14 protein-coding genes and 1 pseudogene are annotated in these 14,239 nt (G+C 66.6%); 4 read left to right on the top strand and 11 right to left on the bottom strand.

From position 1 onward, the window contains the following. The first annotated feature begins 224 nt into the window (after positions 1 to 224). The gene (locus tag QE444_RS20120; RefSeq protein ID WP_133862751.1) at positions 225 to 656 is read left to right on the top strand and encodes a DUF4174 domain-containing protein; all 432 of its coding nucleotides are present in this window, start codon (positions 225 to 227) and stop codon (positions 654 to 656) included. An 87-nt stretch (positions 657 to 743) separates the two neighbouring features. On the opposite strand, the gene QE444_RS20115 is transcribed toward QE444_RS20120, so the two are convergent. From QE444_RS20115 to QE444_RS20105, 3 genes are all read right to left on the bottom strand, one after another. Then, on the bottom strand, positions 744 to 1,712 hold the full coding sequence (locus tag QE444_RS20115) for an IS110 family transposase (protein ID WP_309741299.1): 969 nt from the start codon (positions 1,710 to 1,712) through the stop codon (positions 744 to 746). Between the two features lie 407 nt (positions 1,713 to 2,119). Continuing rightward, a complete protein-coding gene (locus QE444_RS20110) occupies positions 2,120 to 2,788 on the bottom strand; it encodes a glutathione S-transferase (protein ID WP_309741296.1) in 669 nt (222 codons plus the stop codon). Between the two features lie 27 nt (positions 2,789 to 2,815). Then, positions 2,816 to 4,096, bottom strand: coding sequence for a mechanosensitive ion channel family protein (locus QE444_RS20105; RefSeq protein WP_173149538.1), 1,281 nt, complete (start codon positions 4,094 to 4,096; stop codon positions 2,816 to 2,818). Between the two features lie 112 nt (positions 4,097 to 4,208). Between QE444_RS20105 and QE444_RS20100 the strand changes: the two are divergent. Beyond that, positions 4,209 to 4,427: pseudogene (locus tag QE444_RS20100) on the top strand (DUF6491 family protein); the annotation flags it as partial. Between the two features lie 246 nt (positions 4,428 to 4,673). Here QE444_RS20100 and QE444_RS20095 read toward each other — a convergent pair. From QE444_RS20095 to QE444_RS20085, 3 genes are all read right to left on the bottom strand, one after another. Next, complete coding sequence (locus tag QE444_RS20095) at positions 4,674 to 4,880, bottom strand: hypothetical protein (protein WP_173149536.1); 207 nt, start codon at positions 4,878 to 4,880, stop codon at positions 4,674 to 4,676. Between the two features lie 98 nt (positions 4,881 to 4,978). Beyond that, complete coding sequence (locus tag QE444_RS20090) at positions 4,979 to 5,800, bottom strand: peptidoglycan DD-metalloendopeptidase family protein (RefSeq protein WP_187980086.1); 822 nt, start codon at positions 5,798 to 5,800, stop codon at positions 4,979 to 4,981. Positions 5,801 to 5,876: 76 nt separating this feature from the next. Beyond that, positions 5,877 to 6,983, bottom strand: a complete 1,107-nt coding sequence (locus QE444_RS20085) for an L-dopachrome tautomerase-related protein (protein ID WP_273862344.1) — start codon at positions 6,981 to 6,983, stop codon at positions 5,877 to 5,879. Positions 6,984 to 7,142: 159 nt separating this feature from the next. On the opposite strand from QE444_RS20085, the gene QE444_RS20080 reads away from it, so the two are divergent. Then, positions 7,143 to 7,322, top strand: coding sequence for a hypothetical protein (locus QE444_RS20080; protein WP_309741288.1), 180 nt, complete (start codon positions 7,143 to 7,145; stop codon positions 7,320 to 7,322). Between the two features lie 11 nt (positions 7,323 to 7,333). Here the strand turns inward: QE444_RS20080 and QE444_RS20075 are convergent, their stop codons facing one another. Then, positions 7,334 to 8,371, bottom strand: a complete 1,038-nt coding sequence (locus QE444_RS20075; protein ID WP_309741286.1) for a purine nucleoside permease — start codon at positions 8,369 to 8,371, stop codon at positions 7,334 to 7,336. A gap of 73 nt (positions 8,372 to 8,444) precedes the next feature. After that, the gene (xseA, locus tag QE444_RS20070) at positions 8,445 to 9,824 is read right to left on the bottom strand and encodes an exodeoxyribonuclease VII large subunit (protein WP_273862348.1); all 1,380 of its coding nucleotides are present in this window, start codon (positions 9,822 to 9,824) and stop codon (positions 8,445 to 8,447) included. 105 nt (positions 9,825 to 9,929) lie between these two features. On the opposite strand from xseA, the gene QE444_RS20065 reads away from it, so the two are divergent. After that, entirely contained in the window at positions 9,930 to 10,481 is a 552-nt protein-coding gene (locus QE444_RS20065) for a sugar ABC transporter ATPase (protein ID WP_133863188.1), read from the top strand. A 64-nt stretch (positions 10,482 to 10,545) separates the two neighbouring features. Here the strand turns inward: QE444_RS20065 and QE444_RS20060 are convergent, their stop codons facing one another. The 3 genes from QE444_RS20060 to QE444_RS20050 all read right to left on the bottom strand — a co-directional run bounded on the left by QE444_RS20060 (position 10,546) and on the right by QE444_RS20050 (position 14,127). Then, positions 10,546 to 11,514 carry an IS110 family transposase gene (locus QE444_RS20060; protein ID WP_309741283.1) on the bottom strand — a complete coding sequence of 323 codons (969 nt, stop codon included), beginning with the start codon at positions 11,512 to 11,514 and terminating at the stop codon, positions 10,546 to 10,548. A gap of 357 nt (positions 11,515 to 11,871) precedes the next feature. After that, positions 11,872 to 12,651: a 2-oxo-tetronate isomerase gene (otnI, locus tag QE444_RS20055; RefSeq protein ID WP_133863187.1), complete on the bottom strand. Its 780-nt coding sequence runs from the start codon at positions 12,649 to 12,651 to the stop codon at positions 11,872 to 11,874. 15 nt (positions 12,652 to 12,666) lie between these two features. After that, positions 12,667 to 14,127 (bottom strand): SLC13 family permease, encoded by a 1,461-nt coding sequence (locus tag QE444_RS20050; protein ID WP_133863186.1) that lies wholly within the window; start codon positions 14,125 to 14,127, stop codon positions 12,667 to 12,669. Between the last annotated feature and the right edge of the window lie 112 nt (positions 14,128 to 14,239).

Genomic DNA, 14,239 nt, shown 5'->3' with positions numbered 1-14,239 from the left:
GTCCGCCGAGGGCAGGTCTCGCAATGTTCTTTTTAAAATTGGCAGGAATGTTCGCATAAGGGGTTTTGGTGGAGATTTATTGCCGGTTGTGGCTGTGTATTGGTGATTTATAAATGGGAGGAGAGGTGTTTTTTGTGTAACCCGAGATCGCCGAAGCGACCCCTGGCGCCGGGCCGGGGTCAATGCTGGACGATTCCCGGCAACCGAACGAAAGGAAGGCGTCCATGAAGACTCTCGCACTGGTAGGCCTGGCGACCACCCTGGTCGCCGGTCTGGCCTCGACGGCCCAGGCGGCTGACAACCCTCTGGAGGCGGAACGCTGGAAGACGCGACCACTGATCCTGGTCGCGCCGACGGCCAATGATCCCCAGGTCGCGAAGCTCCGCGAGGAACTGGCGCAGCCGGCCAACCGCGAAGCCTTCGTCGAGCGCGAGATGGTGCTCTATACGGTGGTGGGCGACGCTGGTAGTCGCAACGACGAGCCGCTGCGGCCGGAGCAGACCCGGGCGCTGCTCAAGGCGCTGGACGCCCGTACCGGCCAGCCGGCGACGCTCTATCTGGTCGGCAAGGACGGCGGGGTCAAGGTGCGAGAGCAGCAGGGGTGGTCGCTCAAGGCGCTGTTCGGCACGGTCGACCGGATGCCGATGCGGCGGTAGGGCAGGACCCTCACCCCAGCCCTCTCCCGGGGGGAGAGGGGGTTTTCCGAGACCAGCCGGACGCCGTGTAGATACCGTCTTCGCCCCTCAGTGTGCAATCGCTAAAGCAGGGTCGAAAGGCTTGCCCGATTTGAGCACGCCATAGGCGATGGTCAGCAGCTTGCGCATGGCGGCGCAGACGGTTTGTTTACCTTTCTTCCCTCTGGTTTTCAGACGCTCGGCTTGCGCCTTGATAGCCGGGTTGTAGGTCAGCGCCACGACGGCGGGTAGGTATAGCGCACTTCGTAAGCGGACCGATCCCATGCGCGAGATGCCGGTATGGCCGCGGTAAAGACCTGATTCCTGTAGGCGTGGGTTCAAACCGGCAAAGGCGGTCACGGCGCGGGCATCAGCGAAGCGACCGATATCGCCGAGCTCCGCCAGGATCAGGGCGGCGGTCTTGTCGGCGATGCCGTCTATGCTCACCAGCAGATCACGTTTGCCGCTCAGGTCCGGGTCATCGTCGATATGCCGTTTGATCTGTTCGAGCGTCCAGGCGATCTGCTCATCGAGCCGCTGCACGACCGCTCGAATCGAGTTTTGGACTTTTTCCGGGCTGACCTCGAGCCGATTGAGTTCCATCTGCCGTAGCGATTGGAGATCCTCCAGGCGCCGGGTCAGCGCGCGAAGCGTGCGGATGGACACAGGCTCGGGGTGCCAGGCCCGCAGGCTGTCTTCATGCCGCTGGCCATAGGTGGCGATCAGCTTGGCGTCGAGTTTGTCCGTCTTGCTGCGCTGCAACTGGCTTTGCGCATAGCGAGCGATCTGTGCCGGATTGAGCACGGCGATTCGGTAGCCCAGCGCATGGAAATGCTCGGCGAGCGCTTCGTGATAGGTGCCCGTGGCCTCCATCACGATCCAAGCGCCTGGCTCGGCATGCTGTTGCAGCCAGTCGGCAAAGACCGCGAAGCCTGACGGATCGTTGCTCAGCCTGCCCTTGGTCCGGTGCTTGCCATTGGATTGCAGGACCGCCAGATCGAAGCTGCGCTTGGCGATATCAACACCGATTACGGCCATGATGTCTCCTCCTTCAGATGCGACACAATCACGTCATCCCGTCCAACCTTGTGCAATACGAGCTCTGGAGGCTCTAGATACCGTTCGGACTCGGGGATGGGTGTGGAGGAGGCAGCCTATCTACGTTGCAAGCTCAAAGGCTTAAGGGTGGACACGGCCTGCCATCCTCCCCCGATGATCAGTCGGGGACTATGCCCCCTGAGGAGGCTGTCGTCGAGATACAAGGGTGGACAACGGCGCAGCCTTGTCCACGCGGCTAAGGCACCGGGCCGTCAGTGGAAAACGCTGGCGCGGTTTTCCACGCTACGGGGCTGGAGTTTCCCCTCACCCCAGCCTTTCCCCGAGGGAGAGGAGGCGCAGGACCCTAGGTTGGGTTGAGCGTTTAGCGCGGCCCAACAGACCCAGCTTCAGGCGTAGACGTAGGGCCCGCCCTGTTCCAGCGCGCGCTGGTAGGCCGGACGGGCATGGATGCGCTTGAGGAAGTCCACCAGCTTGGGGCGCTTGCCGTTGTCCAGGCCGGCGCGGCTGGCGGCGGCTTCCAGCGGGAAGCTGAGCTGGATGTCGGCCGCGGTGAAGCGGTCGCCGACGAACCAGCCGCTGGCGCCCAGCTGGCTTTCCAGGTAGCCCAGGTGCAGGTCCAGTTGCGGCTGGATGAAGCTCGCGGTGGCCTTGGCGGCGATGCCCTTGGCGATGGGCCTGGCGAAGAAGGGCATGGGCGAGGTGGCGATGCGGTCGAACACCAGCTTGAGCAGCAGCGGCGTCATGGCCGAGCCTTCGGCGTAGTGCAGCCAGTAGGTGTAGCGCACGAACTCCGGACTGTCCTGGGCGGGCAGCAGTTGCGGCCCGTAGCGCCGTGCCAGGTAGTCGACGATGGCGCCGGATTCGGCCAGGGTCAGCTCACCGTCGACGATCACCGGCGACTTGCCCAGCGGATGCACCTTGCGCAACTCCGGCGGGGCGAACAGGCCACCCGCCGCTCGCTCGTAGCGTTGCACCCGATACTCGATGCCGAGCTCTTCGAGCAGCCAGAGCACCCGCTGGGAGCGGGAGTTGTTCAGGTGGTGGACGACGATCATGGTCTTTCCTTAGGCCGGGGCGGGCGATCAGGGCGCCGGGGTGCCCGGTTCGCCGAGGGAGGTCATGGCCTCGCGCGGTTCCAGCCGCCCGCGGAAGTCGCGTCCGCTCGGGTGCTGGAACACATGAAGGCCGAATTCCGGGAGGATGGAGAGCAGGTGATCGAAGATGTCCCCCTGGATGCCCTCATATTGCGCCCACACCGTGGTGTTGGTGAAGCAGTAGATCTCCACCGGCAGACCCTCGCCGGAGAGCGGCATCTGGCGGACCAGCAGGGTCATGCCTTGATGCACCCCGGGATGGGCGCGCAGGTAGCGTTCGACATAGGCGCGAAAGGTCCCCAGGTTGGTGACCCGGCGGGTGTTGACCGGCTCCTGGCCGCGCTTTTCCAGCTTGCGATTCCAGTCCGCCAGTTCCTGCTCCTTGGCGGTGAGGTAGTCGTCCAGCAGGTTGAAGCGGTGCAGGTGCTCGCGCTCGGCGTCGCTGAGGAAGTGCACGCTGTTCTGGTCGATGTTGAGCGCGCGCTTGATCCGTCGGCCACCGGCTTCCTGCATGCCGCGGTAGTTGCGGAAGGAGTCGGTGATGAATCTCTTGGTGGGGATGGTGGTGATGGTCTTGTCGAAGTTCTGCACCTTGACCGTGTGCAGGGCGATGTCGATGACGTCGCCATCGGCGTTGAGCTGGGGCATCTCGATCCAGTCGCCGACGCGGATGATGTCGTTGCTGGAGATCTGCACGCTGGCCACCAGGGAGAGCAGGGTGTCCTGGAAGATCAGCAGCAGCACCGCGGCCATGGCGCCGAGGCCGGAGAGCAGGATCAGCGGCGAGCGATCGATCAGGGTGGCGATCATCAGGATGACCGCGATGGCGTAGATGACGATCTTGCTGACCTGGACATAGCCCTTGATCGGCTTGAGCCGCGCCGAGGGCCGGCGCGAATAGAGCACGTTGACCACGTTCAGGGCGCTGCCCAGGGCCAGGGCGATGGTCAGCACGATGAAGGCGCTGCAGACGTTCTGCACCACGGTGACCAGGGCCTCGGGACGCCCGGGCACCAGTTCGATGCCGATCGACAGCACCAGGGCCGGGACGATGTTGGCCAGCCGACCGATGACGCGGTGGTGATTGAGTTCGTGATCCTGGCCGAAGGAGGTGCTGCGCAGCAGGCGATAGAAGCCGCGCACCAGGATGCGCTTGACGATCCAGTTGAGCACCCAGGCTGCCAGCAGCAGGCCGAGGCAGGCGACCAGGGTAAGCAGTTGCGGGTGTTTTTCGAGGTCGTCGATCAGGTTGGTCAGGGCCGTGGGCATAGGGGGTCTCTTGACGGGATACTACGGACGCCACGTTAGCAAAGCTGCGCCCCGCTTGCCGTATTCGGCGCCCGGGGTCGGTCCAAGGTTCAGCCCTTCCAGGAAAATTTCCATGCGCGTCCTCCCTGCCTTTTTTACCCTCGTCGCCGTGCTGCTGCTCGCCGGTTGCGCCGGGCGTCCCTTCGGACCGCCGACCCTGGACGATCGCCTGGCCGAACTCGGCTATCGGCAGGGTGCGGCCATGGACACCATTCTGGGCTTCGACCTCTCCGGCTGGCACTACCTGGATACCCGGCACCTGGCGCTGGGGACGGGATTGGGCCGCGCCTATCTGGTGGACTTCGCCGTGCCCTGTCGCAACCTGGCCGCCGGGCAATCGCCTCGGCTATCGCTCGCGCGCCGCCGGCCTGCGTCCGGGCGACTTCCTGGTGTCCACCGATGCCCGGGGCAGCCGGATGGAGTGCCCCATCGGCGGCCTGTATCGCCTCGATCCCGTGCGCTGAGTGGCGCAGGGCTGACCAGCTCGCACAGCCCGGAATCCGGTTGTGGCCGGCGATCCGTATTGCCTGCGAGCGGCCTAGCGCTCCACCGGCTCGCGCTTCTTCCACCAGCCGCCGAACAGGCCGACCGGATAGATCGTCACCATGACGGCGAACACCACCCAGGTGCGCCAGGACCAGGCCGACAGCACGAAGCCCTGGGAGAAGCCTACCAGCAGGTAGCAGGCCGCGGTGACCAGCAGGATGCTGCCGAGGGCGCTGCCGAAGCGAGGTCTTGGGGTCATGGCGGCGGTTCCAGGTCGGGCCAGAGGAGGGCGTCCCTTTTAAGCCAGCGCCGGACGCCTGGCAATGCCCCCGACTGCAACCAATTGTTTGCTGCCGGTCAGGGCTTGAAGGCGCCGATGAAGATGCTCGGGTCGACCCGCACGTCATTGAGACTGACGTTCCAGTGCAGATGCGGACCCGTGGCGCGGCCGGTGCTGCCGACGCGGCCGACCACGCCGCCGCGCGGGACCTCCTGGCCGACCTGGACATCGATGCGCGAGAGGTGGCAGAACATGCTGATCAGGCCCTGGCCGTGATCGACGAACACCGTCTTGCCATTGAAGAAGTAGTCACCCACCAGTACCACCTTGCCAGCGGCCGGGGCCTTGACCGGCGTGCCGGCGGGCACGGCGAAGTCCAGCCCTGAATGCGGGTTGCGTTCCTGGCCGTTGAAGAAGCGGCGCAGGCCGAAGGGGCTGGAGAGCGGACCCTCCACCGGCTTGTCCAGCAGCAGGTTGCTGGGCTGGTTCGGCGAGAACAGCCGGTAGGCGGCCTGCTGTTCGGCCAGTTCGCGCTCGAAGCGCTTGAGGTCCTCCGGGTTGGGCGTGACCTGGCGCTGGTTCTTCAGGGTGATGCGCTGCTCGGCGTAGTGCCGGCTGCCGACCGTGAAGGCCTGGGGCGCGGCGCCGGCGACCTCCAGCGGCTGGCGACCCGCGGCGGTGCCCAGGGGGATGCCGACGATGGCCACCCAGCCGTTGCCATCCTTGACCACCAGCACCGGCTTGCCCTGGTAGCGCACCCGCGGCGCGGCGTCACCCGGAATGGGGACCACGGCGACGCCGCCCGGCACGGGCTTGTCCAGCAGGCGTTGCAGGTAGGTGCCCGCATGGGCGGGCAGGGTCAGCAGCAGGCAGCAGAGCAGGGCGAACAGGCGGGGCATGGGCGCATCCGGTGGCGAAAACGCCCATGCTGGAGCAGGCGAGGGCCCCGGGGCAAGGTGCCCCAGGCCCCCTTGGTCAGTTGGGGACGATCTTGTAGAGCACGGTTTCCAGCGCCGGCTTCTGCTTGGGATCGAAGAAGCTCATCTCGGGGATACGCGAATCCGTGACATAGACGGTGCCATCCGGACCACGGCCGAAGGTGTCCGGCCAGACCAGTTTCTTGTCCTGCACCAGGGTGGTGAGCTGGCCGTTCTCGCGGATCTTCACCGCATGCTCTTCCACCGCGCTGACATAGAGGCGCCCTTGCGGGTCCATCAGCAGGCCATCGGCCGGACCGTTCTCGCCGACCTTTTCCACCTTGGCCGGCAGGCTGCCGAGTTCGTCGCCCTGCAACGCCGCGGTAGGAATGCGGTAGAGGGTATTGCCCTTGACCGCCTGCCAGTAGAGGTAGTCGCCGGCCGGGGAGAGGGCGATACCGTCGGCGGAGAATTCCACGCCACGGCCATCCGGACGCACGAGCGGCTCGCCATCGGCCTTGACCTTGACGCCCTTCTCGGCCTGGGTGCTCGGATCGCCATCTAGGGCGCGGCGGGCCTTGCCGCTCTCCAGATCCAGCACCACCAGGGCGCCGCGGGCACCGGAGTCGGTGATATAGGCGTGGCGGCCATCCGGGCTGAATCTGACGTCATTGAGGTAGCTGCCCTGGGGTGCCACGCTCTCGTCCAGTGCATAGACCTTGCTCACCTGATTGCTGGCCAGGTCGATCTTGACCAGCTTGGGTGCGCCGGGCACCACCAGCGCCTGGGCGGGAGCGCCCGGGTCGATCACCCAGAGACTGCCACGACCGTCGGCCACCACGGATTGCACGCAGACCCAGTGATTGCCCGGGGTCAGCTCGTCGCGCTTGGCATTGCGCCAGCCGTTCCAGGCCGGGTCCGGATAGGGCACCAGGCTGCCGTCGGGCCTGAGTTCGGCCACCGAGACCTCGCTGTCTTCGGTCCAGCGCGGGAAGTTGACGAAGATCCGTCCGCTCTCGCTGACGGTCACGCCGGTGACCTGGTGATCGAAGCTGGCGACCTTTTCCAGTTTGGCGCCGGATTCGGCGGCCAGGGCGACGGGTGCCAGGGGTAGGGCACTCAGCAGGGTGGCCAGGGCGAGGCGGGAAAGGGCAGGTCTGGGCATGGCGGATTCCTGATAGGTGACCGGAGAAGCCGGTCCTGCAGGTAAGACTGCGCCATCCACCTGGAAGATCGCCAGGGCCGACCGCCGGCTTGGCGGTGACCTGGGCGGGAACGCCCGGGGAAATCCCGGGGTCCTTCTTCAAACCCCAGGGAGAAGACCATGCCTCGTACTCTTGCCAGCAGCTTGGCGCTGCTGACCCTCGGTGCCCTGCTCGCCGGTTGCGACAAGTCACCGGAAACGCCTTCAACCCAGCGCAGCGAGGTGGTACAGAAAAGCGCGCCGGGTAGCGATCCGGCCGCCCAGTCACCCGAGCGGACCGTGGAGCAGCCCCGCCGGTAGGGCTCGGAGTCTCAGCTCGCCGGCACGCCCTTTTCCCAGACGTCCCAGTGCTCGACGATCTCCTGCACCAGCGGATTGCCGGTGCGATAGAGATTTTCCAAAGCCGGGGCGAAACCGCCCTGCTTGGCGTAGTCGAGCAGATTGGCCACCTCGGAGGCGCCCTTGGCCGGACGGTCGAAGTCGGAGCCGGCGCGGACCACCGCCAGCCGTTGCAGGTCGACCTTGCCCAGGCGGCTGGCGCGCAGCAGCGCTTCGTAGGTGGCGTTGTCTTCCTGCTGAGTGGTGCAGTAGCGGCCCTGGCGGTCGGTGACCAGGCGGGTCCATTCCTCGGCACGCTCGGCGAGGCGGGTGCCGGAATACCAGGTATCGCCGGCCAGGGTGTCGCAACGGGTCACGACCGGCGGCTGGTTGGCCGGGGCGTAGTCGTAGGTCTGGCGCCAGGCCTTGGACTCCGCGCTCTCGGTCAGCTCGGCCTGGCGAGACAGGGCATAGGCCTTGTCTCTCAGCTGCACATTGAGTTCGAACACCTCGGTCTTGTAATCCAGCGGAGGTTTCTCGCCAGGCCCGCGGGTATTGATGCCCAGGTAACCGGTGGGCCAGTCCTTGGGTACGTCACGGGGATCGAGCTCCCACTGGATGCCGAAGTCCACCAGATAGCGCGCCCAGGCGGTGGTGCCCAGGGTGCCTTCCTTGGGACTGATACCGGCGATGCCGGCGACCAGGAAGTAGGTGTGTTTGAGGTCGAATTTGGGCGACAGGGTCAGCGCCAGGGTCGAGGCGGCGGCATTGGCATGCCCCATTCCGGTGGTCATCAGGCACACCCGTGCCTCATTGCAGAGCACATCGGGATAGTCGGCGGAGAGACCGTCGACGGCGACCTTGTGGCTGAGCTTGAGGCGATCGATCCAGGTCTGGGCCTCGGGGGCGAACATCGCCACGAGCATGACCTTGGGTTGCAGCGGCGCGGCGGGCGGGGTCGCGGCCTGGGCCGCGCCGGCCAGCAGGGCGGTGGTGAGGGGGAGCAGGGACGCGCGTAGGAGGGAGTGCATGGAGGGCCTCGGTAGGGGGAAATCCTGACCGAGGGTTCAAGATGCATGCCACCATCGGTCCGGGTTGGACCGATTAGTCCAACAGAGACAGAGTGGTGGGTTCTTGGTGATTGTCCAGTACCCGCACCGCCAATTCGCCCTCGGCGAGCCGGGCAGTGAGCTTCTGCCCATTGGCGACCTCGGCGGCGGCACGCACGGCGTGACCGCGTTCGTCGAGCAGGATGCTGTAGCCGCGACCCAGGGTGGCCAGGGGGCTGACGATCTGCAGGGTCTGGACGGTACCGGCCAGGCGCTGCTGACGCTCCTTCAGCTGCCGCTGCATGACCCGCGGCAGGCGTTCGGCCAGTTGCTCCAGCCGTTGGCGCAGCAGGGCCAGCTGGCGCCCGGGATGCTGGCCGGCCAGCCGGGTGTCCAGGTGCGCCAGGCGATCCCGGCGGCGATTCTGGGCGATGACATAGGCGCGGCGCAGGCGCAGATCCAGATCGTCCAGCCGTTGGGCCTGCTGGCGCAGGCGCTCGCCTGGATGCCGCAGGCGCCGGCTGCAGGCGTCCAGGCGCAGCCGTTCGCGGGCCAGCCGTTCGCGCATGCGCAAGAGCAGTTGGCGATGCAGGCCGTCCAGGCGCTGGCGCAGGTCGGCGCTATGAGGCGCGAGCAATTCCGCCGCCGCCGACGGAGTGGGCGCGCGGACATCGGCGACGAAGTCGGCGATGGAGACATCAGTCTCGTGCCCCACGGCGCTCACCACCGGGGTCTGGCAGGCGGCCAGGGCGCGGGCCACGGGTTCTTCGTTGAAGCACCAGAGGTCTTCCAGGGAGCCGCCGCCGCGCGCCAGGATCAGCGCATCGAAGCCCTGGCGATCGGCCAGTTGCAGGGCGCGGACGATCTGGGCGGTGGCCTCGCGGCCCTGCACCGCGGTGGGGATCAGCGTCAGTTCGACCTGGGGCGCCCGTCGCTTGAACACGCTGACGATGTCGCGGATCACCGCGCCGGTGGGCGAGGAGACGATGCCGATGCGCTGCGGATGGGCGGGCAGTGCGCGCTTGCGTTCGGCGGCGAACAGTCCTTCGGCGGCGAGGCGCTCCTTGAGCGCCTCGAAGGCCAGGCGCAGGGCGCCGTCGCCGGCCGGCTCGACGCTGTCGAGAATCAGCTGGTAGTCACCGCGGCCTTCGAACAGCGAGACCTTGCCGCGCACCTTGACCGCCAGGCCGTCGCGTAGCGCCTGGCGCACCCGGCTGGCGTGCTGGCGGAACAGCGCGCAACGCACCTGGGCCTGGCCGTCCTTCAAGGTGAAATAGAGGTGGCCCGAGGCGGGCTTGGCCAGGTTGGAGATCTCGCCTTCGACCCAGACCTGGGCGAAGACATCTTCCAGCAGCACCCGGGCGCGGCTGTTGAGCTGGCTGACGCTGAGCACCTCGCGATCGAGACCGAGGCGGGCGAAGGGGTCCTTGAACATGGGGCGCTTTCTGTGGCTTTCGTCGGCCTCACCTTAGCAGCAGCTCTGGGCGCGCGGCGAGCAGCCCATTAAGCTGCGCGCCCCTTCCTTCGAGACGCGTGTTCCATGACCCTGCGCCAGACCATCCTCGCTCCCCGCATTTCCAGCCATCCGCGGGTGGAGCGCACCGCCGTGGAGATTCTTGGCTGGCTCGCCGCCAGCGGCGTGGTCAGGGCCGAGGCCTCGCCCTGCCTGCCCAGTCGCGGCCGGCGTGGCCATGCGCCGGGGCCGCGACTGACCGAGGTGCTGCGCCTGGCGCCAGGCATGGACGATCCGCGCGACTTCGCCGACGGCGGCCTGGAGATCGTCACCGAACGCTGCATCTTCACCCCGCTGGCCGGCTTCCAAGGCCGCGCCCGCTGCCCCGCCTGCCGCCGGGAGATTGGCGAGGCGCTGTTCGAGCACCTGGAAGTCTGGATGCCGGCGGAAAGCGACAACTTCGCCTGCCCGGAATGCGCTCACGAAGACGACATCAACGGCTTCGATTTCCCCCAGCCCTGCGCCTTTTCCGACCTGGGCTTCATCTTCAACCACTGGCCGGCGCGGGCCTTCGCCCCGGCCTTCCTGGAGGAATTCCGCAGACGCCTGGGGCAGCCGTTGGCGGTGGTGGAGGTGTAGAGGCGAGCGTTTTTAGCGCGGCCATGGCGGTCCGCGATAGCCCCGTAGATACCGTCTTCGCCCCTCAGTGTGCAATCGCTAAAGCAAGGTCGAAAGGCTTGCCCGATTTGAGCACGCCATAGGCGATGGTCAGCAGCTTGCGCATGGCGGCGCAGACGGTTTGTTTACCTTTCTTCCCTCTGGTTTTCAGACGCTCGGCTTGCGCCTTGATAGCCGGGTTGTAGGTCAGCGCCACGACGGCGGGTAGGTATAGCGCACTTCGTAAGCGGACCGATCCCATGCGCGAGATGCCGGTATGGCCGCGGTAAAGACCTGATTCCTGTAGGCGTGGGTTCAAACCGGCAAAGGCGGTCACGGCGCGGGCATCGGCGAAGCGACCGATATCGCCGAGCTCCGCCAGGATCAGGGCGGCGGTCTTGTCGGCGATGCCGTCTATGCTCACCAGCAGATCACGTTTGCCGCTCAGGTCCGGGTCATCGTCGATATGCCGTTTGATCTGTTCGAGCGTCCAGGCGATCTGCTCATCGAGCCGCTGCACGACCGCTCGAATCGAGTCCTGGACCTTTTCCGGGCTGACCTCGAGCCGATTGAGCTCCATCTGCCGTAGCGATTGGAGATCCTCCAGGCGCCGGGTCAGCGCGCGAAGCGTGCGGATGGACACAGGCTCCGGGTGCCAGGCCCGCAGGCTGTCTTCATGCCGCTGGCCATAGGTGGCGATCAGCTTGGCGTCGAGTTTGTCCGTCTTGCTGCGCTGCAACTGGCTTTGCGCATAGCGAGCGATCTGTGCCGGATTGAGCACGGCGATTCGGTAGCCCAGCGCATGGAAATGCTCGGCGAGCGCTTCGTGATAGGTGCCCGTGGCCTCCATCACGATCCAAGCGCCTGGCTCGGCATGCTGCTGCAGCCAGTCGGCAAAGACCGCGAAGCCTGACGGATCGTTGCTCAGCCTGCCCTTGGTCCGGTGCTTGCCATTGGATTGCAGGACCGCCAGATCGAAGCTGCGCTTGGCGATATCAACACCGATTACGGCCATGATGTCTCCTCCTTCAGATGCGACACGATCACGTCATCCCGTCCAACCTTGTGCAATACGAGCTCTGGAGGCTCTAGATACCGTTCGGACTCGGGGATGGGTGTGGAGGAGGCAGCCTATCTACGTTGCAAGCTCAAAGGCTTAAGGGTGGACACGGCCTGCCATCCTCCCCCGATGATCAGTCGGGGACTATGCCCCCTGAGGAGGCTGTCGTCGAGATACAAGGGTGGAAAACCGCACAGCGTTTTCCACCGGGCCTAGGTGCCTGACGGTGGACAAGGCTGCGCCGTTGTCCACCCTACAAACCTGATCGTAGGTTGGGCTGAGACGGCTCTATCGTCGAAGCCCAACAGGGACTCAGGCCCTGAGCTTGCGCAACCACTCCAACCCCGCCGAGGTATCGCCCCGCGGACGGTATTCGCAGCCGATCCAGCCGTCGTAGCCGAGGGCGTCGAAGCGCTCGAACAGATAGGGATAGTGCAGCTCGCCCAGATCCGGTTCGTGGCGATCGGGTACCCCGGCGATCTGCACGTGGCCGATGCCGGCGAAGTCGCGCTCGAAGGTCTTGCTGACGTCGCCCTCGACGATCTGGCAGTGGTAGCAGTCGAACTGCACCTTCAGATTGTCAGCGCCTATGGCCTGGCGGATGGCCTGGGCGTCATCCTGGCGATTGAGGAAATAGCCGGGCATGTCGCGCGGGTTGATCGGCTCGATGAGAATCGTCACCCCGGCCTTGGCCGCCTGTTCGGCAGCATGGGCCAGGTTGCCCAGGTAGGTGTCGCGGGCGCGGGCCCGGTCGACTCCGGCGGGCAGCAGGCCGGCCATCACATGCACCAGGCGATTGCCCAGCACGGCGGCGTAGTCCAGGGCGCGGTCGATGCCGGCGCGGCATTCGGCTTCGCGACCGGGCAGGGCGGCCAGGCCACGTTCGCCCGCGGCCCAGTCACCGGGCGGGGCGTTGAACAGCACCTGGGTCAGGCCCGCGGCGTCCAGGCGTGTCTTGATCTCGGCGGCACTGTGCTCATAGGGAAAGAGGTATTCCACGGCCTGGAAGCCATCCGCCGCGGCGGCGGCGAAGCGATCGAGGAAGGCATGCTCGGGGTAGAGCATGCTGAGGTTGGCGGCGAAACGGGGCATGGCTTGTCTCCCAGATCAGACGAAGGGCCAGAGCAGCAGGGTGATGGCGAAGCCCAGGCACCCCAGCAGGGTGGTCAGGACGGTCCAGGTACGCAAGCCGTCGGCGACGCTCAGGCCGACCAGCTTGGTGAAGATCCAGTAGCCGGCGTCGTTGATGTGCGACACGGCCAGGCCACCGGCGCCCATGGCCAGGCAGAGCAGGGCCATGTGGTTGGCCGAGAGGTCCAGGGTGGCGATCAGCGGGCCGAGGATGCCGGCGGTGGTGACCAGGGCCACGGTGGTGGAACCCTGGACCGCGCGCAGCAGCAGGGTCAGCACGAAGCCCAGCGCCAGCACCGGCAGGCCGGTGGCGCGCAGCAGCTCCGAGACCACCGCGCCGATGCCGGTGTCCACCAGCACCTTGCCGAAGACGCCGCCGGCCCCGGCGATGAGGATGACCATGGCCACGCCGGGCAGCGCCGAGCCGATGACGTCCGAGACCTGCTCGCGCGACCAGCCGCGGCGGAAGCCCAGCACATAGGCGCACAGCAGGGTGTCGATCAGCAGCGCCACCAGGGGCGCGCCAATCACGGTGAAGATGTCGCGCAGCAGGTTGCCGGCCGGAAGCCAGCTGGTGGCCAGGGTGCCCAGCAGGATCAGCACGATGGGCAGCAGGATCAGGGTCACCACCAGGCCGAAGCCGGGGGCCGGGGCGGGCGGAAGGCCGGCGGCGAGGCCGGCCGGGGTCTCGTCGACCTTGACCGCGGCGGCGCCGAGGCTGGGCAGGCCGGGGGCCATGTCCTGGCCGCGGCCCCACTGCTGCAGGTGGGTGTCGGTGATCTGCGGACCATAGACGTCGCTACGGATGTCGTCGGTCATGGGGTAGTGACGACGGGTCATGCGCCCGGCCACCCACCAGCCGATCAGGGCCAGTACGGCGGTGATCGGCAGGCCGAACAGCAGCACCCGACCCAGATCGGCGCCCAGCTGGCCGGCGGCGGCCACGGCGCCCGGGTGGGGCGGCAGCATGGCGTGCACCGTGAGCATGGTGGCGCACATCGGCAGGGCGAAGACGATCAGCGGCTTGCGCGCGGTGCGGGCGATGCCATAGGCCAGCGGCATCAGCACGATCACGCCGACTTCGAAGAACACCGGGATGCCGACCAGGAAGCCGGCCAGGGTCAGGGCCAGCGGCGTGCGTCTGTTGCCGAAGCGCTCGATCAGCGTCTTGGCCAGGGCCTCGGCACCGCCGGAGAGTTCGATGATGCGGCCGATCATGGCGCCCAGGGCGATGATGATGGCGATGTGGCCGAGGATCTTGCCCATACCGCCTTCGATGGTGGCGACCAGCTTGGACGGTTCCACGCCAGCGGCCAGGGCCACCAGGATGCTCACCAGCATCAGCGCCACGAAGGGCTGGAATTTGTACTTGAGAACCAGGAACAGCAGCAGGGCGATGCCCGCCGCGGCGATGAGGACCAGCAGCAACGGACTCATGAGCGGAACTCCGGGCGGGTAGGGCTGACGACGTGGGACATGGCACTTTCCTCGCTATTGTTGTTTTTCCAGGGCAAGCCGATCCCGCGACGGCCGGCGAGGGCCATCGTGG

Origin of the sequence: Pseudomonas sp. SORGH_AS_0199, from assembly GCF_031453735.1 — a bacterium.
Taxonomy (GTDB): domain Bacteria; phylum Pseudomonadota; class Gammaproteobacteria; order Pseudomonadales; family Pseudomonadaceae; genus Chryseomonas; species Chryseomonas aestiva.
This window is presented reverse-complemented; position numbering and strand designations above follow the sequence as displayed.

Bases quoted from the DNA above. Each gene is read 5' to 3' on its own strand.
- QE444_RS20060 (WP_309741283.1), bottom strand. From the start codon at position 11,514: ATGGCCGTAATCGGTGTTGATATCGCCAAGCGCAGCTTCGATCTGGCG.
- QE444_RS20120 (WP_133862751.1), top strand. From the start codon at position 225: ATGAAGACTCTCGCACTGGTAGGCCTGGCGACCACCCTGGTCGCCGGT.
- QE444_RS20080 (WP_309741288.1), top strand. From the start codon at position 7,143: ATGCCTCGTACTCTTGCCAGCAGCTTGGCGCTGCTGACCCTCGGTGCC.
- QE444_RS20090 (WP_187980086.1), bottom strand. From the start codon at position 5,800: ATGCCCCGCCTGTTCGCCCTGCTCTGCTGCCTGCTGCTGACCCTGCCC.
- QE444_RS20115 (WP_309741299.1), bottom strand. From the start codon at position 1,712: ATGGCCGTAATCGGTGTTGATATCGCCAAGCGCAGCTTCGATCTGGCG.
- xseA (WP_273862348.1), bottom strand. From the start codon at position 9,824: ATGTTCAAGGACCCCTTCGCCCGCCTCGGTCTCGATCGCGAGGTGCTC.
- otnI (WP_133863187.1), bottom strand. From the start codon at position 12,651: ATGCCCCGTTTCGCCGCCAACCTCAGCATGCTCTACCCCGAGCATGCC.
- QE444_RS20095 (WP_173149536.1), bottom strand. From the start codon at position 4,880: ATGACCCCAAGACCTCGCTTCGGCAGCGCCCTCGGCAGCATCCTGCTG.
- QE444_RS20065 (WP_133863188.1), top strand. From the start codon at position 9,930: ATGACCCTGCGCCAGACCATCCTCGCTCCCCGCATTTCCAGCCATCCG.
- QE444_RS20105 (WP_173149538.1), bottom strand. From the start codon at position 4,096: ATGCCCACGGCCCTGACCAACCTGATCGACGACCTCGAAAAACACCCG.
- QE444_RS20110 (WP_309741296.1), bottom strand. From the start codon at position 2,788: ATGATCGTCGTCCACCACCTGAACAACTCCCGCTCCCAGCGGGTGCTC.
- QE444_RS20085 (WP_273862344.1), bottom strand. From the start codon at position 6,983: ATGCCCAGACCTGCCCTTTCCCGCCTCGCCCTGGCCACCCTGCTGAGT.
- QE444_RS20075 (WP_309741286.1), bottom strand. From the start codon at position 8,371: ATGCACTCCCTCCTACGCGCGTCCCTGCTCCCCCTCACCACCGCCCTG.
- QE444_RS20050 (WP_133863186.1), bottom strand. From the start codon at position 14,127: ATGAGTCCGTTGCTGCTGGTCCTCATCGCCGCGGCGGGCATCGCCCTG.